The organism is Nannocystis pusilla, assembly GCF_020073745.1.
In the GTDB taxonomy this organism is placed as follows: Bacteria; Myxococcota_A; Polyangia; order Nannocystales; family Nannocystaceae; genus Nannocystis; species Nannocystis radixulma.
Map to the genome: position 1 here is coordinate 971561 of NZ_JAIRAU010000001.1, position 15802 is coordinate 987362.

At 72.4% G+C, this 15802-nt stretch carries 12 protein-coding genes; 3 read left to right on the forward strand and 9 right to left on the reverse strand.

Translation table 11 applies throughout. From position 1 onward, the window contains the following. The first annotated feature begins 335 nt into the window (after positions 1-335). Entirely contained in the window at positions 336-1541 is a 1206-nt protein-coding gene (locus K7C98_RS03830; RefSeq protein WP_224190125.1) for a hypothetical protein, read from the forward strand. Between the two features lie 76 nt (positions 1542-1617). Here the strand turns inward: K7C98_RS03830 and K7C98_RS03835 are convergent, their stop codons facing one another. Both K7C98_RS03835 and K7C98_RS03840 read right to left on the reverse strand, forming a co-directional pair. Then, the gene (locus K7C98_RS03835) at positions 1618-2724 is read right to left on the reverse strand and encodes a BON domain-containing protein (protein WP_224190126.1); all 1107 of its coding nucleotides are present in this window, start codon (positions 2722-2724) and stop codon (positions 1618-1620) included. Positions 2725-2970: 246 nt separating this feature from the next. Further along, positions 2971-4575 (reverse strand): PQQ-dependent sugar dehydrogenase, encoded by a 1605-nt coding sequence (locus K7C98_RS03840; protein WP_224190127.1) that lies wholly within the window; start codon positions 4573-4575, stop codon positions 2971-2973. A gap of 301 nt (positions 4576-4876) precedes the next feature. On the opposite strand from K7C98_RS03840, the gene K7C98_RS03845 reads away from it, so the two are divergent. Together K7C98_RS03845 and K7C98_RS03850 are read left to right on the forward strand one after the other, a co-directional pair. Then, complete coding sequence (locus K7C98_RS03845; protein WP_224190128.1) at positions 4877-6223, forward strand: erythromycin esterase family protein; 1347 nt, start codon at positions 4877-4879, stop codon at positions 6221-6223. 56 nt (positions 6224-6279) lie between these two features. Next, positions 6280-7185 carry a hypothetical protein gene (locus K7C98_RS03850; RefSeq protein ID WP_224190129.1) on the forward strand — a complete coding sequence of 302 codons (906 nt, stop codon included), beginning with the start codon at positions 6280-6282 and terminating at the stop codon, positions 7183-7185. Positions 7186-7209: 24 nt separating this feature from the next. Here the strand turns inward: K7C98_RS03850 and K7C98_RS03855 are convergent, their stop codons facing one another. The 7 genes from K7C98_RS03855 to K7C98_RS03885 all read right to left on the reverse strand — a co-directional run bounded on the left by K7C98_RS03855 (position 7210) and on the right by K7C98_RS03885 (position 15714). Then, on the reverse strand, positions 7210-9069 hold the full coding sequence (locus K7C98_RS03855) for a PAS domain-containing hybrid sensor histidine kinase/response regulator (protein WP_224190130.1): 1860 nt from the start codon (positions 9067-9069) through the stop codon (positions 7210-7212). Beyond that, a complete protein-coding gene (locus K7C98_RS03860) occupies positions 9066-9335 on the reverse strand; it encodes a hypothetical protein (protein WP_224190131.1) in 270 nt (89 codons plus the stop codon). The genes K7C98_RS03855 and K7C98_RS03860 overlap by 4 nt, the downstream gene beginning before the upstream one ends. A 7-nt stretch (positions 9336-9342) precedes the next feature. Next, positions 9343-10539, reverse strand: coding sequence for a V4R domain-containing protein (locus K7C98_RS03865; RefSeq protein WP_224190132.1), 1197 nt, complete (start codon positions 10537-10539; stop codon positions 9343-9345). A gap of 127 nt (positions 10540-10666) precedes the next feature. Further along, complete coding sequence (locus tag K7C98_RS03870; RefSeq protein ID WP_224190133.1) at positions 10667-11389, reverse strand: hypothetical protein; 723 nt, start codon at positions 11387-11389, stop codon at positions 10667-10669. Then, positions 11386-12789 carry a selenium-binding family protein gene (locus K7C98_RS03875; RefSeq protein WP_224190134.1) on the reverse strand — a complete coding sequence of 468 codons (1404 nt, stop codon included), beginning with the start codon at positions 12787-12789 and terminating at the stop codon, positions 11386-11388. Before K7C98_RS03875 ends, K7C98_RS03870 begins: the two co-directional genes overlap by 4 nt. Before the next feature lie 380 nt (positions 12790-13169). Beyond that, positions 13170-14525, reverse strand: a complete 1356-nt coding sequence (locus K7C98_RS03880; RefSeq protein WP_224190135.1) for a sensor histidine kinase — start codon at positions 14523-14525, stop codon at positions 13170-13172. Continuing rightward, complete coding sequence (locus tag K7C98_RS03885) at positions 14512-15714, reverse strand: FIST signal transduction protein (RefSeq protein ID WP_224190136.1); 1203 nt, start codon at positions 15712-15714, stop codon at positions 14512-14514. Before K7C98_RS03885 ends, K7C98_RS03880 begins: the two co-directional genes overlap by 14 nt. Positions 15715-15802: the final 88 nt, after the last annotated feature.

Consider the following 15802-nt stretch of genomic DNA (forward strand, 5'->3'; position numbering starts at 1 on the left):
CGAACGCGAGGTGGTGGTGGCGTTCGGCGAACGCGCGGGCGCAACATCGTGAAGCGAACCGGCTGTTCGCAAGGTGATGGGGGCGCGACGGCGATCGGTGTGCGCGGAGCGTGACGGGGGTGAACGAACCGCGCCGCGTGCCGGGGTAGTCGTGCATGGCCGACGATCGGCTGCGCTCGCCGGGCGTGAACTGGCAGCAAGGGCGCGGGGTCCGCCCCGGCGAGCACGACTTGGACGATACGCCGACGGTGGTTACGAACCCGTGCGAATCGCTGGCGATCGAGCGAGTCGGTCCGCTGTCGCTGCTATGTCTTCGCGGTCCGAGGAGGAGGACGATGAGCGAACCCGGCAGAGACGAGGCGGCCACCAGGCTGATGCTGGATTTCGCCGCGCGGACCGGGCTCACGGGCGACCAGCCGGCGCGGCGGTACTTGTGGACCGATGCGTTCGCGGTCTGCAACCTGCTCGGGCTCGGCGGCGGCGGCGGGTCGGCGTCGCTGCGCGGGCTCGCGGTGCGCCTGGTCGAGCAGGTCCACCACGTGCTCGGCCGCCACCGGCCCGACGATCCGCGCACGGGGTGGATCAGCGGTCTGTCCGAAGAGGCAGGTGAGGCGCACCCGACCCGCGGCGGCCTGCGGATCGGCAAGCCGCTGCCCGAACGCGGGCCCGACGAGCCGTTCGACCCGGAGCTCGAGTGGGAACGCGACGGGCAATACTACCATTATTTGACGAAGTGGATGCACGCGCTCGATCAGTGGAGCCGCTTCACCGGAGACCCGAGCGGCAATCGCCAGGCGCGCGAGCTGGCCGTCGCCGCGCACGCCGCGTTCACGTATGCGCCGAGGGCGGGCGGGACGCGGCGGATGTACTGGAAGATGAGCATCGATCTGCGGCGTCCGCTGGTGCCGTCGATGGGTCATCACGACCCGCTCGACGGGCTCGTCACGTACCTGCAGCTGCGCGCCGGCGGTGGTGACCCGGGCGACGGCCCCGCGCTGGCGCGGGAGGTCGCCGAGATGGCCGCGATCGCCGATCGGCGCGACTGGGTCACCGACGATCCGCTGGGGCTCGGCGGGCTGATGACGGACGCGTGGCGCCTCGACCGCTTGATCCGCCGCGGGGCCGGGGGCGAGGCGCTGCTGGTCCCGGTGCTGGCGGCGGCGAGCCGGGGGGCGGCGGCGTATCTGCGCCAGCGACAGCTCGAGCGGCCGCTCCACGACCGCCTGGCGTTCCGCGAGCTCGGGCTGGCGATCGGCCTGCACGCCGTGGCGCGGCTCGACGCGGCGGTCCGCGAGGACCCACGGCCCTACGAGGCGATGCCGGCGGTCCGGCGACACCTCGAGCAGCTGGCCGAGCACCTGCCGCAGCGCGGGGTCATCGAGGCGTTCTGGTCGCGGCCGGAGCACCGGCGCGCCGACAATTGGCTGGCGCATCACGACATCAACGAGGTCATGCTGGCGACCACCCTGGCGCCGACGGGTTATTTGTCGTTGTCGTTGGTCGAGCCCGGCGAGAGCGTCGATTCGCACGCCGCGGCGTAGGCGACGCTGCATCGCAGGGTCATCGCATGGCCGCGCCGCCGAGATCGTCGATCTCGGCGGCGAGGTGGAGGCGAGGTCACGCCTCGCGGGTGCGACCGCCGGAAGTGATGGACGGCTCGGTCTGGCCGCGGCCGGTCGTGGTCTGGCCCTGCGTGGCCCTTTCGCCCTGACCTCGCGTCTCCTGTCCGCCCTGGCTGACCCGGACCTGGTTCTGGACCTCGCGGACGCCCGAGATGTCCTCGCACAGATCTTCGACGAGTCGCTTGGCCTGCCGGTCGTCGACCGTGCCGCTCAGGGTGACGACGCCCTGGACGACCTTGACCTCGATCTCGCTCGCGTCCACCGCGGGGTGCCGGGTCAAGGTCTCGCAGATCTCCTCGTTGATGCGGTCATCGGCGCGGCGGTAGCCCTTCGGTCCGCGGCCCGCGAAGCGCTCGCGCTCGTGCATGCCGCCGCGGTAGCCGCGGCCCTCTTCCATGCCCATGCCGCCGCGGTAGCCGCGGCCCTCTTCCATGCCCATGCCGCCGCGGTAGCCGCGGCCCTCTTCCATGCCCATGCCGCCGCGGTAGCCGCGGCCTTCTTCCATGCCGCCGCGGAAGCCGCCGCCTTCCTCGCCCATGCCTTCGTAGCCGCGACCGCCGTAGCCCTCGCGGCCGAACGAACCACCGTAGCCGCCGAAGCCGGAGCGCTGGCCCTGCATGCCCTGCCACGAGGTCTGCGGGCCGCCGTACTGGCCCTGGCCGTACGACTGACGACCGCGGCCCTCGTAATAGCCCTGGCCGCCGAAGCCCTGCTGGCCCTGGCCGCCGTAATAACCCTGGCCGCCGAAGCCCTGCTGGCCCTGGCCGCCGTAATAACCCTGGCCGCCGAAACCCTGCTGGCCCTGGCCGCCGTACATGCCCTGCTGGCCCTGGCCGCCGTACATGCCCTGCTGGCCCTGGCCGCCGTACATGCCCTGCTGGCCCTGGCCGCCGTAATAGCCCTGCTGGCCCTCATAGCGGCCATAACCGCCCTGTTCGCCGAATTCTCCGGCGCGGCGCTCCTCGTACTCCATGCCCTCCTCTTCTTCGAAGCGATGACGGCGGGGCTCGTCGCGGCCCGACCACGAGCGCATCTCCTCGCCGCGCTCGCGGCCCTCTCGCTCCTGGGGCCGCCTGCGGCCGTGGGTCTGCTCTTCTTGCATGTGGCGACGTTCGCTGGGTCTCATGGGATTGTCTCCTCGATCTGTGTGATGTGAATGACGGAATGGGCGGCCTTCAGGGCCGCCCGTGGCGCGCAGAGCATGAGAGCGGATCGGCGGCGGGCCACTGGCGACACCGCAGAAACGCCAACCTTTCGTGCCAGACATCGACGAGCGACGCCGGGCCCATCGGGGGTGCGCAGCGTCCGCCAATCATCATACCGGTCCCGGCCGAAAGATTCGCTCGAGTCAGGGTTGAGCCCGCAGCTTGAACACCCGTCCGGTGTCGCCGGTCGGCCCGGGCCGATCGCTGGCGAGGAGGTAGAGCTCGCCGGCGGGATCTTGCGCGAGGCCCCGCAGGAAGTGGCCGATATCACCGTCGTCGCGCCCGGCCGCGTCGATCCGTTGTATCGACCACAATTCGCCCCCGGCGTGCGGCACCGCATAGAACAGGACGCCGCTCGGCGTGGCCTCGAGGGCAGTCCAGGCGCCGAACACGTAGCGCCCCGCCAGCTCCGGCAGCGCCGAGCCGCGATAGACGTGGCCGCCGACGATCGCCACGCCCGGGCCGCCGTTCTTGGCGTTGGCGAATTCGACGACGGGCGGCACCAGCGGTTCGCCGTCGGCACCGACGCGGGGACATTTGGCGGGCTCCTTCAGCGGGTGGTCGCGGTCGAAGCAATGGGCGCCCTCGCGGATGTTCCAGCCCATGTTCTGCCCGCGCTCGACGATGCTCACCTCTTCCCAGCGGTGCTCGCCGGCGTCGCCGACGAACAGCCGGTGACCCTCGCCCTGGTCGAACGAGAAGCGGTAGGGGTTGCGGAAGCCGTAGGCGTAGATCTCGTCGGCGCCGGCCTTGCCGACGAAGGGGTTGTCGTCCGGCACGGCGTAGGGCCGGGCCCCGTCGACGTCGATGCGGAGGAGCTTGCCGAGCAGCGTGTCGCGCGACTGCCCATTGCCGATGTCGGGGTGGCCCATGCCCTTGTCGCCCGAACCGCCGCCGTCGCCCACCGAGATGTAGAGCAGGTCGTCGGGCCCGAACGCCAGGGCGCCGCCGTTGTGATTGAACTGCGGCTTGTCGATGGTCAACAGGACGCGCTCGGACGCCGGGTCGACGCGATCGGGGTCCTCGTGGGAGATCCGGAGCTCGGACAGCGTCAGCGTGCTATTGTAGCCTTCGGGCCCGCCCTCGCGCAGCGGCGCGTTGTAGAAGACGTAGAGGCGGCCGTTGTCGGCGAATTCGGGGTGGAGCGCCAGGCCGAGGAGGCCGCGCTCGTCGTAGACGTCGTTGAGCTCGACCATCCGGTCGCGCAGGTCGAGCAGCGGCGCCGGCTCGCGCTCGCCGCCGCGGATCACGAAGACGAGACCGATCTGGTCGACGACGAACCAGCGATCGCTGCCGTCGTCGGGGAACGCGAGGGCGAGCGGCGCCGACAGGCCGCTCACCGTTTCGACGAGCGTCACCTGCGGCCGGGCGAGCACGGCGAGGGTGCCGGCCATGCCGCGGTGGCGGTGATCGTTGATCGGACAGTAATAGGCATAGTCGCCGGGCTGCTCCGGCGCGCGGAACGTCAGCGTCGCGGCGCGGCCGGGCGCCAGCTCGGAGAGGCGCTGCTGGCCGGCGGGCAGGTCGAACGCGATGGCGTGAGGTTCGGTGCCGTCGTTCGTCAGCGCGATCGCCAGCGGCTCGGCCGGCCCGGCGACGATGTGTGAGGGGGAGAAGGCGTGATCGTCGGCGCGGATGTCGATCTCGCGCGGGATCGTCTCCTCGGCGCCGACGGGCTTCTCGCAGCCGACCGGCGCGAGCGAGACGGCGAGACCGATCACGAGCGCGGTCGTGCGTGCGAACGACATGCCGGCGGGTCATGTCGCCGGGTCTGCTCGCTGTCAAGGCGACGCCCGGGGCGCACGAGCAAGCGGGGCAGTTGCGGTTCGTCCGCGCGGACAGGCGGTGCATTCGCCATGGAAGCGCACGCGCGGCGCGAGCACGGTCGTCGGTCTCTCGCGCGCGGCCGAGGCCGTCGGGTGTGTGGATTGATGATTCGAACGAGCGGCCGGGGCTGGTTGCGTGGCGGGCGGACGGCGGCCAGGTTTGAGGGGCATCGCGTGCGCGGCTGCCTCGCGCGAGGGGTTGGCACGGATGGGAGTGGATGCCATGGCCATCGGGAACGACGAACGCCTGCGCCGCGCGGTCTCTGCGATCGCCCAGCCCCTGACCGGCGCACCGACCGACTTCGACCGCGTCCTCGAGCGGATCGGCGACGCGAGCTGCGTCCTGATCGGCGAGGCCAGCCACGGGACGCACGAGTTCTACCGCCTGCGCGCGTTGCTGACGCGGCGCCTCATCGAAGAGAAGGGGTTCGCGGCGGTGAGCGCCGAGGCCGACTGGCCGGACGCCTATCGCGTGAATCGCTACGTCCACGGCGGCGGCGGCGACGGCGACGCGGTCGAGTCGCTGGCCGACTTCAAGCGCTTCCCGGCGTGGATGTGGCGCAACGCGGACGTGCTCGACTTCGTCGGCTGGCTGCGGGCGCACAACGAGGGCCTGCCGGCGGCCGCGCAGGTCGGCTTCTACGGGCTCGACCTGTACAGCTTGCACGGGTCGATCGCCGCGGTGCTCGAGTACCTCGACCGCGAGGACCCCGAGGCGGCCCGGCGCGCGCGCGACCGCTACGCCTGCTTCGAGGACATCGCCGAGGAGCCGCAGCGCTACGGGTACGCGGTGGCGTTCGGCTTCAGCGAGGGCTGCGAGGACGCGGTGGTGCGCCAGCTGGTCGAGCTGCAGCGCAGCCGCGACGAGCGGCTGCGCAAGGACGGGCTGGTGGCGGCGGACGAGTTCTTCCACGCGGAGCAGAACGCCCGCGTGGTGGCGAACGCCGAGCGCTACTACCGGTCGATGTTCGGCGGCCGGGTGTCGTCGTGGAACCTGCGCGACCAACACATGGCCGACACGTTCGCGGCGCTGCGCGTCCGCCTCGGCGAGCGGCGGGGCGAGCCGGCGAAGCTGGTGGTGTGGGCCCACAACTCGCACGTCGGCGACGCCCGCGCGAGCGAGGTCGGCGCGGCAGGCGAGCACACGCTCGGGCAGCTGGTGCGCCAGCGCCACCCGGCGGACACGGTGCTGATCGGCTTCACGACGCACACCGGGACGGTGACGGCGGCGTCCGACTGGGGCGGGCCGGCCGAGCGCATGCGCGTGCGGCCGTCGCTGCCCGGCAGCTACGAGCGGCTGTTCCACGAGCTGGGCCTGCCGGGCTTCTACCTCGACCTGCGCGACCTCGGCGAGGCGGCCGGCGGCCTGGTCGAGCCGCGGCTGCACCGGGCGATCGGGGTCATCTATCACCCGCGCACCGAGCGGATGAGCCACTACTTCGAGACGCGCCTGCCGCAGCAGTACGACGCGGTGTTCCACCTCGACCAGACCCGCGCGCTCGAGCCGCTCGAACGCACGGCCCGCTGGGACCGCGCCGAGGCGCCGGAGACGTACCCGAGCGGGGTGTGAGGCGACGAGCGGGCGCGCCTTCCGGGCCCGGGCCAGGCTCGGGTAGGCTGCGCGCGGTGCCGGGCGAGCGATGGCAGCGGCTGTTCGAGCGCGAGCCGGCGCTGTTCGCCGCCGGCCTGCGCGTGACGAGCATCGCGGCGGCGCTGTGGCTGTCGCTCGAGGTCGACCTGCGCTGGGCGTCGCTGCCGAAAGGGGCGGTGGTGTCGGCGGCAGGGCTGGTGGTGCCGAGCGCGTGGTGGTCGGCGCCGGCGCTGCTGTGGAGCGGGCGCGCGCTGCTGTGGGGCGGGGCAGTGATATGGCTGTTCGGACATGCGCGGAAGGTCAGGTGTGCGGCCGGCTGGGCGACGGCCCTCGGGATGCTGACGCTCGGCTCGCTGTACTGGGAAGACCTGCCGTGGTTCCGCCACAAGTTCGTGCCGCCGCTGTGGTTGCTGGTGCTGCTGGCGGCGGCAGAGCACGCGCCGGCGCGGCCGGGGCAGGCGCCGCGGTGGGTCCGCGAGGGCGCGGTGTTCGTGCTGGCGTGCTTCTACGCCGGCGCCGGGCTGCACAAGCTGCTGGCGTCGGGCTGGCGCTGGGCCGACGGGACGGCGCTGCAGCTGTGGTTGTGGCGGCTCGGCGACGGCGACAGCCTGGTGCGCGCGTGGGCGATCGCCGACGCGCGCGTGGCTGCCGCGCTGGCCGCGACGGCGCTGCTGCTCGAGCTGGCGGCGGTGCTGCTGGTGCCGCTGCCGCGGGTGCGGCCGTGGCTGGCGATCGGGCTGGTGGGGCTCCACGTGGGGATCGACCAGATCCTCCACATCGACTTTCGCCCGATGATCGCGCTGGTGCTGGTGGTCCTGATGCCGTGGCCCGAATGTTGGCAGCGGCTGCGTCGCGGCGCGGCGACAGCTGCCAGATCCGCGCGCCGGTGCAGCGCCTCGGCCGACGGTCGGGTCGAGAAGGATGCCCGAAAGGACATATAAAATGTCCCGAGGGACAGGCGCCGTTCAGGCGGCGCGGACCTGGGCGAGGGCGGTGAGGAGGTGGTCGCGGTCGATCGGCTTGCCGACGTAGGCGGAGGCGCCGAGGACGAGGGCGCGGGCCTGTTCGTCGAGCAGCGAGGCGACGATCACGGGGACGCTGCGCAGGCCGACGTCGCTGCGCAGCTGGACGAGCGCGTTCCAGGCGTCGTCGTCGGGGACGGCGATGCCGAGGACGATCGCCTGCGGGCGCACGGTCCTGGCCAGCTCGAGGCCCTGGGTGGCGCTGGTGCAGCTGACGACGGGGACCTGCTCGCCGTGGAGGCCGCGCTGGACCTGCTCGAGGGTGGCGGGGTCGTCGTCGATGACGAGGACGGGGCCCAGGGCGCCGGCCGCCTCGGCGGGCTGTGACGTGGTGGTGTCGAGCTCGGTGGGGACGGTGACGGTGAAGACGGAGCCCTCGCCGGGGACGCTGGTGGCGGTGATGTCTCCGCCCATGAGGCGGCAGAACTCGCGGGCGATCGAGAGGCCGAGGCCGGCGCCGCCGTAGCGGCGGGTGGTCGAGGAGTCGGCCTGGGTGAACTCTTGAAACAGGCGCGGCAGGGCCTCGGGGGCGATGCCGATGCCGGAGTCGGCGACGCTGATCTCCATGAAGTCGCGGTCGTCGACGGTCAGGCGGCGCACGCCGACGCGGATGGTGCCGCGCTCGGTGAACTTGATGGCGTTGCCGACCAGGTTGAACAGCACCTGGCGCAGCTTGAGCATGTCGGTGACCATGAAGCCGACCTCGCGGGGGATCCGCAATTCGATGCGGTTGCCGCGTTGCTCGGCGAGGGTCTCGAGCGCCGAGGTGACGCCCTGGACGAGGGCGCGGGCGCTGAAGCGCTCGGGCCACACCTCCATGCGCCCGGCCTCGATCTTGGTGAGGTCGAGGATGCTGCTGATGAGCTCGAGCAGGTGCACGCCGGCGATGCCGATCCGCTTGAGGTCGCCGACGCTCTCGTGGTCGCCGCGCGCCTCGGCGTCCTCGAGCAGCAGGTCGCTGTAGCCGATGATGGCGTTGAGCGGGGTCCGCAGCTCGTGGCTCATGTTGGCGAGGAAGCGGCTCTTGGCGATGCTGGCCGCCTCGGCGGCCTCCTTCTGGCGCAGGAGGAGCTCGGCCTGGCGCCGCTCGGTGACGTCGCGCAGGGTGACGCACAGGCCGACGAAGCCGCGCACCGGCAGCTGCAGCGGGGTGACGGCGATGTCGAGCCAGCGGTCGCCCGAGGCCAGCTCGGCGGCGAAGCGCTCGCGCGCGGCGTGGGGGCTCTGCAGGTGCTCGGCCAGCGGGTCGAGGCCGGAGCCGTGGGCGGTCAGCAGCGGCTGCAGCGGGCGCCCGCGCAGCGCCTCCTCGCTGAGGATGACGCCGTGGGCCGAACGGAAGCGCATGATCTCGAAGAAGGCGGCGTTCGAGTCGACGATCCGGCCGTCGGGGTCGAGGACGACGACGCCCTCGGTGCTGCGCTTGACGATGTGGGCCCACCGCTCCTGCGCGGAGTACAACTGATAGACGAGGTTGCCGTCGGCGGTCAGCGGCTCGATGCGGGCGGCCCACATGGGCCCGCGCGGGAACATCTGCAGGCGCGAGAGGACCTCCTGGCCGCCGACGTGCAAGGTGATGAGGAGGTCGAGGCCGGCCTCGTCGGCGCGGCTCAGGGCCTCGTAGAACAGCCGCTGGCCCTTGCGGTCGCGCGGCGAGAACAGCTCGTCGAGGCCCTCGCCGACGATGCCGCCGGGGTCGCAGCCGAGGCGCGCGCACAGCTGCGGGTCGGCGTGGACGATCCGCAGCTCGGCGTCGAGCTCGAGCTCGTAGGCCCACGACGTCACCCGCGCGGCGTCTCCGGTCATTCGCCGTACCCCAGCAATGCGTGCAGTTCGGCGACGTCGGCGGCGGTGCACTCGCGGCGGCGCAGGACGGTGATCGGGTTGCCGAGCACGGTGGCGCGCAGGGTGAACCGCGGGGCGGCGATCTCCATGGTCCGGAAGCTCGGGTTGTGCCGCGGCTCGCCCCAGCGGGCGGCGAGCCTCTGCCACGTCGAGATCACGGCGTCGCGGTCGAGGAAGTACTTGTAGGTCTCCGGATGTACGCAGGCGGGGACCTTCTCGCGGTGCATGCGCCGGCTACTCCACCTGCTCGACCGCGAAGTTGCAAGACGGCTCGCCGCAGCCGACGCAGCGCTCCTCGCGGGCGCTGAAGGTGCCGTAGCGCTCCTCGACCGTGCCCTCGCCGTAGACGAGCTCCATGACGCCGGCGGCCACACCGGTGAGCATGGCGCACTGCGGGGCCGCGGCCAGCCCGCGGTACTCGCGGTAGCCGACGGCCTCGTAGCCGTAGCGCGACTCGAGCGCCAGCGTGCGCGGGGTGTGGGCGGTGACGTGCCAGTCGCCCCAGCCGAGGGCGTTGCTGATGGCGATGATGGCGTGCAGGGCGTCGGCCCGGTCGCGCACCATGGGGGCGATGAGGCCGTCCCACTCGGGCGAGTGCATGATGCCGCGGAAGGTGTTCATGCCGCAGTGCTCGGCGTCGGAGACGAGCAGGCGGATGGCCGCCTTGTCGCGCCCGAGGCCGCGCATGGCCTCGACGAAGCCGATGCAGATCCGGTTGTAGAAGTCGGCCGGCATGTTGGCGAGGTAGACGCTGAAGGCGGGGATCAGGCCGGCGTCGTCGCCGATCATCGGCATGCCGACGACGGCGTCGATGATCGCCTGCTCGTCGACGTGGGCCGACTTGGCGTAGGGCCCGCCGGGCTCGCGCGGGCTGGCGATCGCGGGCTCCTTGTGATTGGCGGCGACGGCGGGGCGCTCGCCGCGGTCGACCTCGAAGCGGCAGCGCCCGGCGCCGCGGGCCATGCACTCGACCTCGCGCACGCGCACGGCGGCGCCGGTGACGGCGTGCACGGCCCCCTGCAGGTAGCCCTCGGTGAAGCTGCACACGTTGTCGGTGGTCTCGCCGAGCCCGGCGAGCCAGCCCTCGACGAAGTGCGACGAGTCGGCGGTGACGATGCCCTCGCCGATCCGCGACAGGTCGATGCGGCCGAAGCCGAGGTGGCGGTAGAGCAGCTCGGCGACGGCCCAGCGGGTGACCTCGTCGTCGCCGGGGCGCAGCGCGCGGGCCAGCTGATCGCCGAACACCACCTCGGCGGCGCCGACGAGGATGCCCTTGCCGTCGATGCCGCGCGCGCCCTCGATGGTCCGCTGCAGGCGCGCATTGTAGTGGTGACAGTGGATGATGACGTCGTGCCCGGCGATCCGGCGGCGATAGGTCGCCGGCTCGTACTGCATGGTCAGACGCGGGACCAAATCGCTGCCTGTCACCATCGGGTCGCTCCTCGCGCAGTGCGGCGCGCGCAGACGATGATACTCCGCCGGACATCTCCGCCGCGACTCCACACGTGCGGGCCCGCGACGTCGCGGCGTGAGCCGGCCCAGGCCCAGGCCGCGCGGATCAGAGCGTCAGCGTGACGACGCCGGTGATCACCAGCGCCGCGGCCCACACGACGTCGAGGTTGAACCACGCCTTGCGGAGGATGGCCAGGCCGACCTTCTCGTAGATGACGACGGCGACGAGCCCCATCACCAGCAAGTAGCCCAGCGTGTGCAGCGCCGTGGCCAGCAGGCCCAGCAGCGGCGTCGAGGCGGCCGCCCCGAGCGCGGCGGCGTGCTCGGCGTGACCGCCGGCGACGTCGACCGCCTGCTGCGCGTGGTGGCCCGCGTGATGCATGTGCTCGTGCATTGAAGCGTGGTCAACAGCGGAATCACCGCCCGCGCGCCAGCCCAGCAGCACGGGCGCGAGCATGAGGCCGGCCCCGTGGGCGGTCGCCATCAAGAAGCTCCACCACGTCAGGTCGAGCGAGCTGACGCGCATGCCGACCCACCGCGGGTGACGGCAGCGGACCAGCTTGTAGAGGCCGAACGCGGTGAGGCCGAGGCCGACCGGCCAGCGGACATAGGCGTCGGGCAAGGCGTCGTGCAGCAGGCCGATGACGATCAGGACCACGGCGATCGACAGCGCGTGGCCGAGGGCGATCGGCAGCAGCGCGCGCAGGACGGCGGCGCGGCGCTGCTCCTGCAGGCCGAGGGCGACGGCGAACAGCCAGCCCATGCCGGGGTTGATGCCGTGGAAGGCGCCGAGGCCCAAAAGGGCCAGCCATGCCTGGGCGTCGCTCATGGGTAGCAGTACGAGTCGGACGAGCTGTCACCGCCCTGCAGGCGGACCTGGTGGCCGCGCAGGCCGGGCTCGAACTGCAGGAAGAAGCGCGGGTCGAGGCTCATGCCCTGGCCGCTCTCCGGCACGTCGAGCTTGACCATCCAGCCGTCGAAGCCGCCCGGGTAGAACTGCTCGTCCCACGGGGCGTACAGCGAGTTGGTGAAGTAGACGCGGCGGCCGTCGCGGCTGACCTCGACCATCTGCGGGCCGCCGCCGAGCTTGACGTCGGGCCGGTCGGGGTGCGCGGTCTGGCGGACGATGCCGCCGAGGTGGATGCTGCCGGTCTTCTTCGGGTTGTGCGGGTCGGAGACGTCGTACTGGATGAACTCGCCGGTGCCCCAGCACGAGACGTAGAGGGTCCTGTCGTCGAGCGAGAGGTTGATGTCGGTGACGAGCGGCGGGACGGCGCCGAAGCCCTTGAGCAGCGGCGGCAGCAGGGCGGGGTCGGCCGGTTCGGCGGGGATCTCGATGACCTTCTTGATCTGCCACTTGCCGCCCTCGAGGAACCACAACCAGATCGAGGCCGAGAGGTCCTTGAGCGAGACGACGACGCTGGCGAAGCCCCACGGGCGGGTCGGGTTGTGGGCCGGGCGCAGCTCGAGCACCATCTGATACTCGGGGCCGAGCTCGAGCCGCTCGATGTGCTTGCGCCGCCGCAGGTCCCACACGTGCAGCGAATTGCCGTACTTGCCGCCGAGCAGCAGCTCGGGGACGAGGCCGTTCCGCACCATGTTCGGCGTGCCCCACTCGCTCGAGATCAGGGTGTCGTAGCCGAGGTGCCACCAGAAGTCGTAGTGCAGCTCCTGCGGGCCGCGATCGATCTCCCAGCGGCCGCGGATGTCGAAGCTCTCGTGGTCGAGCATGAAGATGCCGCCCGGGCCGCCGCCGTCGGGGCTGCCGAGCGCGCTGACGTAGATGCCCTCGGGGCCGCAGTGGGTGGTGTGCGGGCCGGCGTAGCCGGTCTTCTTGAACACCTCGTCGGGCTCGATCGTGCGGACGATCTGCGGCCGCCTGGGGTCGGGCTGGGTGTCGAGGATGTAGATCCGCGACGAGTTGATGCCCGGGACCACGAGGTAGCGCCGCTCGACGTGCGGGTGCGGGGCGTACGGGCACAGGCACGCGCTGCAGGCGTTCCAGCCGAAGTGGTGCAGCTCGTCGCCGATGTGCGGCATGTCGACCTGGCCGACCACCCTGGCGAAGCTCTGCGAGGCCGGGTCGACGTCGACCACCGCCATCGCGTCGGGTCGGGTCTTGCCGGTCGGGTCGAGCATCGCCACGTACGCGAGCTGCTCGGGCGGAGCCTGCATCGCCATCGTCGGCGAGGGATAGAAGGTCGGGTCGGGACGAAAGCGAGCCGCCATGTGTCCGCAGCCTGCCCCGCGCGGCCAGCGGTCGTCAAGGGTCCGCAGGTCGCCGCCGCCGGACTGCGGTGATATGGCCTTCGAGACAGGTCGTCACCTGGTGCAGCGGCCGGGCGCCGCGATCCTCCCCACGCCGGCTGGCGAGCCCGGAGGATCGCGTACCGCGGGCGATCGCCGCCGGCGAAACGGCGGAGTCGGCGTGGAGCTCGGGGCGTCGGCGCCGGCGGACCGGGTCGCGCGACCGGGGTGCAGGCATCACCTGTGCCCACATTGCTGCCGCGTGGGTCGCCGGGGATCGTCGCTCGGAACGGCGCGCGAATTGTGATCCAGGTCGAGAAGCGGGCGTGATATGTCCGTGCGGACATGTCCCTCGCGCCAGTTCAGGCGGCGCCGGCGAGCGGCAGACGGACGGTGAAGGTGGTGCCGACGCCGACCTCGCTGGCGAGGTCGATGGTGCCGCCCATGAGCTCGGTGAGGTACTTGGCGATCGTGAGGCCGAGGCCGGTGTTGCCGGCCTTGCGCCCGTCGACCGGGCCGAGCCGGGCGAACGGCCGGAACACGACGGCGAGCTGCTCGGGGGCGATGCCTCGCCCGGTGTCGCGGACCTGGAACACCAGGGCGGGGGCGTCGCCGCTGCGGTCGGCGCGGACGACGAGGTCGACGGCGCCGGCCTCGGTGAACTTGCAGGCGTTGGCGAGCAGGTTGATGAGGATCTGGCGCAGCTTGCCGGCGTCGCTGCGGAGCTCGGGCAGGTCGGGGGCGAGGTCGACGCGGATGGTGTTGTGATTGCGGGCGGCCAGCGGAAGGGCGGTGATGACGGCGAGCCGGCAGGTGTCGCCGACCACCACGGTGTCGAGGTCGAGGTCCATGCGGCCGGCCTCGATCTTGCTGAGGTCGAGGGTGTTGCCGATGAGGTCGCACAGGATCCGCGCCGACAGGTAGATCCGCCCGAGCGTCTCGCCCAGCTCGGGGCCCTCGCGCGCGGCCGGGCTCTCCAGTAAATATTCGCAGTAGCCGACGATGGCGTCGAGCGGGGTGCGCAGCTCGTGGCTCATGCTGGCGACGAAGCGGCTCTTGGCCCGGCTGAGCGCGACGGCGTCGTTGCGGTCGACCTCGAGGTCGACGAGCTGCTCGGCGGTCCGCAGGGCCTGGCGCGCGAGGGCGGCGAAGCGGCGCGCGCGGGTGATCCGGTCGGCGGTGAAGAAGCCGCGCCGGCGGTGGAGGCAGACCAGCATCGCCTGCGAGTGCAGCGCGTGCAGCGGGACGTGCAGCGCCGAGGCGTACTCGCCGCGCAGCTCGGGGTCGACGGCCTGCCACTCGGGGTGGCCGGCGAGGTCGAACAGGGCGATCGTCTTGCCGGCGAGGACGCGGTCGGTGAAGGCGCCGCCGGGCCAGGCGACCGCGTGCAGCCGCGGGTCGGTGGCCGAGACGATCTGCGGCGAGACGTCGGGGGCGAAGCCGACGACGAAGGCGGCGTCGAACTCGAGCACGTCGCCGAGCACCCGCAGCACCTCGGCGAACAGCGGCAAGGCGTCGCGCGCCTCGCCGAGCACCTCGAGGCCCTCGAGCAGGCGCTCGGTGTGGGCGGCGGCGACGCGGGCGCGCTCGCCGGTGTGGGCCAGCTCGACGCGCAGCTCGGCGACCTCCTCCTCGGCGGCGATGCGGGCCCGCTCGGCGAGCGCGAGCCGGCGCTCGAGCTCGCGTACGCGCTCGGTGTCGGGGTCAGCGTTCGTCATGGCGGAAGACGACGACGGAGATCATGAGGTTGCCGTGGTGGCTGCGGCGATTGACGAAGCAGCCCTGCTCGCCGAACGTGAAGGTGCCGAGGAAGGGCTTGCCGCCGAGCTCGCGCGCGACCTCGCCGGCGACGTCGCCGATCTCGCTCTGGATGGTGAGCATGCAGCCGGCGCAGTAGACGACCAGGGCCCCGGCGAGGTCGCTCGCCTCGAGGTTGCCGGCCCGCATGGCCGCGCGCGCGACCCGACCGGCGCGCGAGACCAGGCTCTCGCGCGTGCCGACCATCTGGATCAGCCGCTCGCCCTCGTCGATCTCGGTGAAGAGGGTGAGCGCGCCCTCGGCGGTGACCGAGTCGGGGTGCGAGAGGCGGTGGAACGGCAGGCCGCCGTACTCGCCGGCGACGCGGCCGAGCGGGTGCAAGGTGGTGCTGCGCAGGACGTTGCCGCCGCGCCCGAGCACGTCGGCGATCACGCCGCCGGTCCATTCGTCGTAGACCTCGGCGGCGGGGCGGCCGTCGATCTCGTGCAGGGTGCGGCCGTCGACGCGGGTGGCCACGCCGCTCCTGTCGCTCGGCGAGTAGCCGCTGTGGAATGCGACGTGGATCGAGCCGGAGGGGTACATGGCGGTGACGACGACGGCGCCGCGCAGGGCGTCGCCGTTGGCGATCTCCTGCCAGTGCCCGGCGACGTCGTTGTCGGCCGCGCTGCCGCCGGCGATCGGGACGTCGGGGCCGAGGACGTCCTGGATGCCGGCGATCACGGCCTCCTCGAAGCCGGGGTCGGCGGCCAGCCACACCAGCGCGGGCGGCTCGCCGTCGCGGCCGGCGGCGGCGATCGCCGCGGCGATGACGGCCCGGCCGGCGCCGCGCGGGTCGTCGCCGATCGTGCGCGCGGCGACGCCGTAGTCGCCGTCGTCGTCGCGGATGCCGAGCAGGCCGAGGCCGAGGCCGGCGTCGCCGACGAAGCCGGCCTCGCTCATGACGCCCTGGCAGGTGGTGGCGCCGTGCATCGGCACGTCGCCGGCGAGCTCGCGCAGCGCGGCGGCGACGACGGGGATGTCGTGGCCGACGGTCGGGAAGACGATCAAGAGGCTGGGCGGTCCGGCGAGCCGCGCGACCAGAGCCTCGTACGCCTCGACGGCCGCGCGCCGGGAGTCGCGGACGGAGGTCGTGCTGGTCGCAATGTCCACCGCGCGCATTGTAGCGGCAACGAACCGAGTTGGCGCATACGCTCCGCCCATATCGACCGGCGGACGGCCGTCCGATATGGTCTCGCTC

Coding starts and splice junctions, on each gene's coding strand:
- K7C98_RS03830 (WP_224190125.1), top strand. CDS start 336: ATGAGCGAACCCGGCAGAGACGAGGCGGCCACCAGGCTGATGCTGGAT.
- K7C98_RS03835 (WP_224190126.1), bottom strand. CDS start 2,724: ATGCAAGAAGAGCAGACCCACGGCCGCAGGCGGCCCCAGGAGCGAGAG.
- K7C98_RS03840 (WP_224190127.1), bottom strand. CDS start 4,575: ATGTCGTTCGCACGCACGACCGCGCTCGTGATCGGTCTCGCCGTCTCG.
- K7C98_RS03845 (WP_224190128.1), top strand. CDS start 4,877: ATGGCCATCGGGAACGACGAACGCCTGCGCCGCGCGGTCTCTGCGATC.
- K7C98_RS03855 (WP_224190130.1), bottom strand. CDS start 9,069: ATGACCGGAGACGCCGCGCGGGTGACGTCGTGGGCCTACGAGCTCGAG.
- K7C98_RS03860 (WP_224190131.1), bottom strand. CDS start 9,335: ATGCACCGCGAGAAGGTCCCCGCCTGCGTACATCCGGAGACCTACAAG.
- K7C98_RS03865 (WP_224190132.1), bottom strand. CDS start 10,539: ATGGTGACAGGCAGCGATTTGGTCCCGCGTCTGACCATGCAGTACGAG.
- K7C98_RS03870 (WP_224190133.1), bottom strand. CDS start 11,389: ATGAGCGACGCCCAGGCATGGCTGGCCCTTTTGGGCCTCGGCGCCTTC.
- K7C98_RS03875 (WP_224190134.1), bottom strand. CDS start 12,789: ATGGCGGCTCGCTTTCGTCCCGACCCGACCTTCTATCCCTCGCCGACG.
- K7C98_RS03880 (WP_224190135.1), bottom strand. CDS start 14,525: ATGACGAACGCTGACCCCGACACCGAGCGCGTACGCGAGCTCGAGCGC.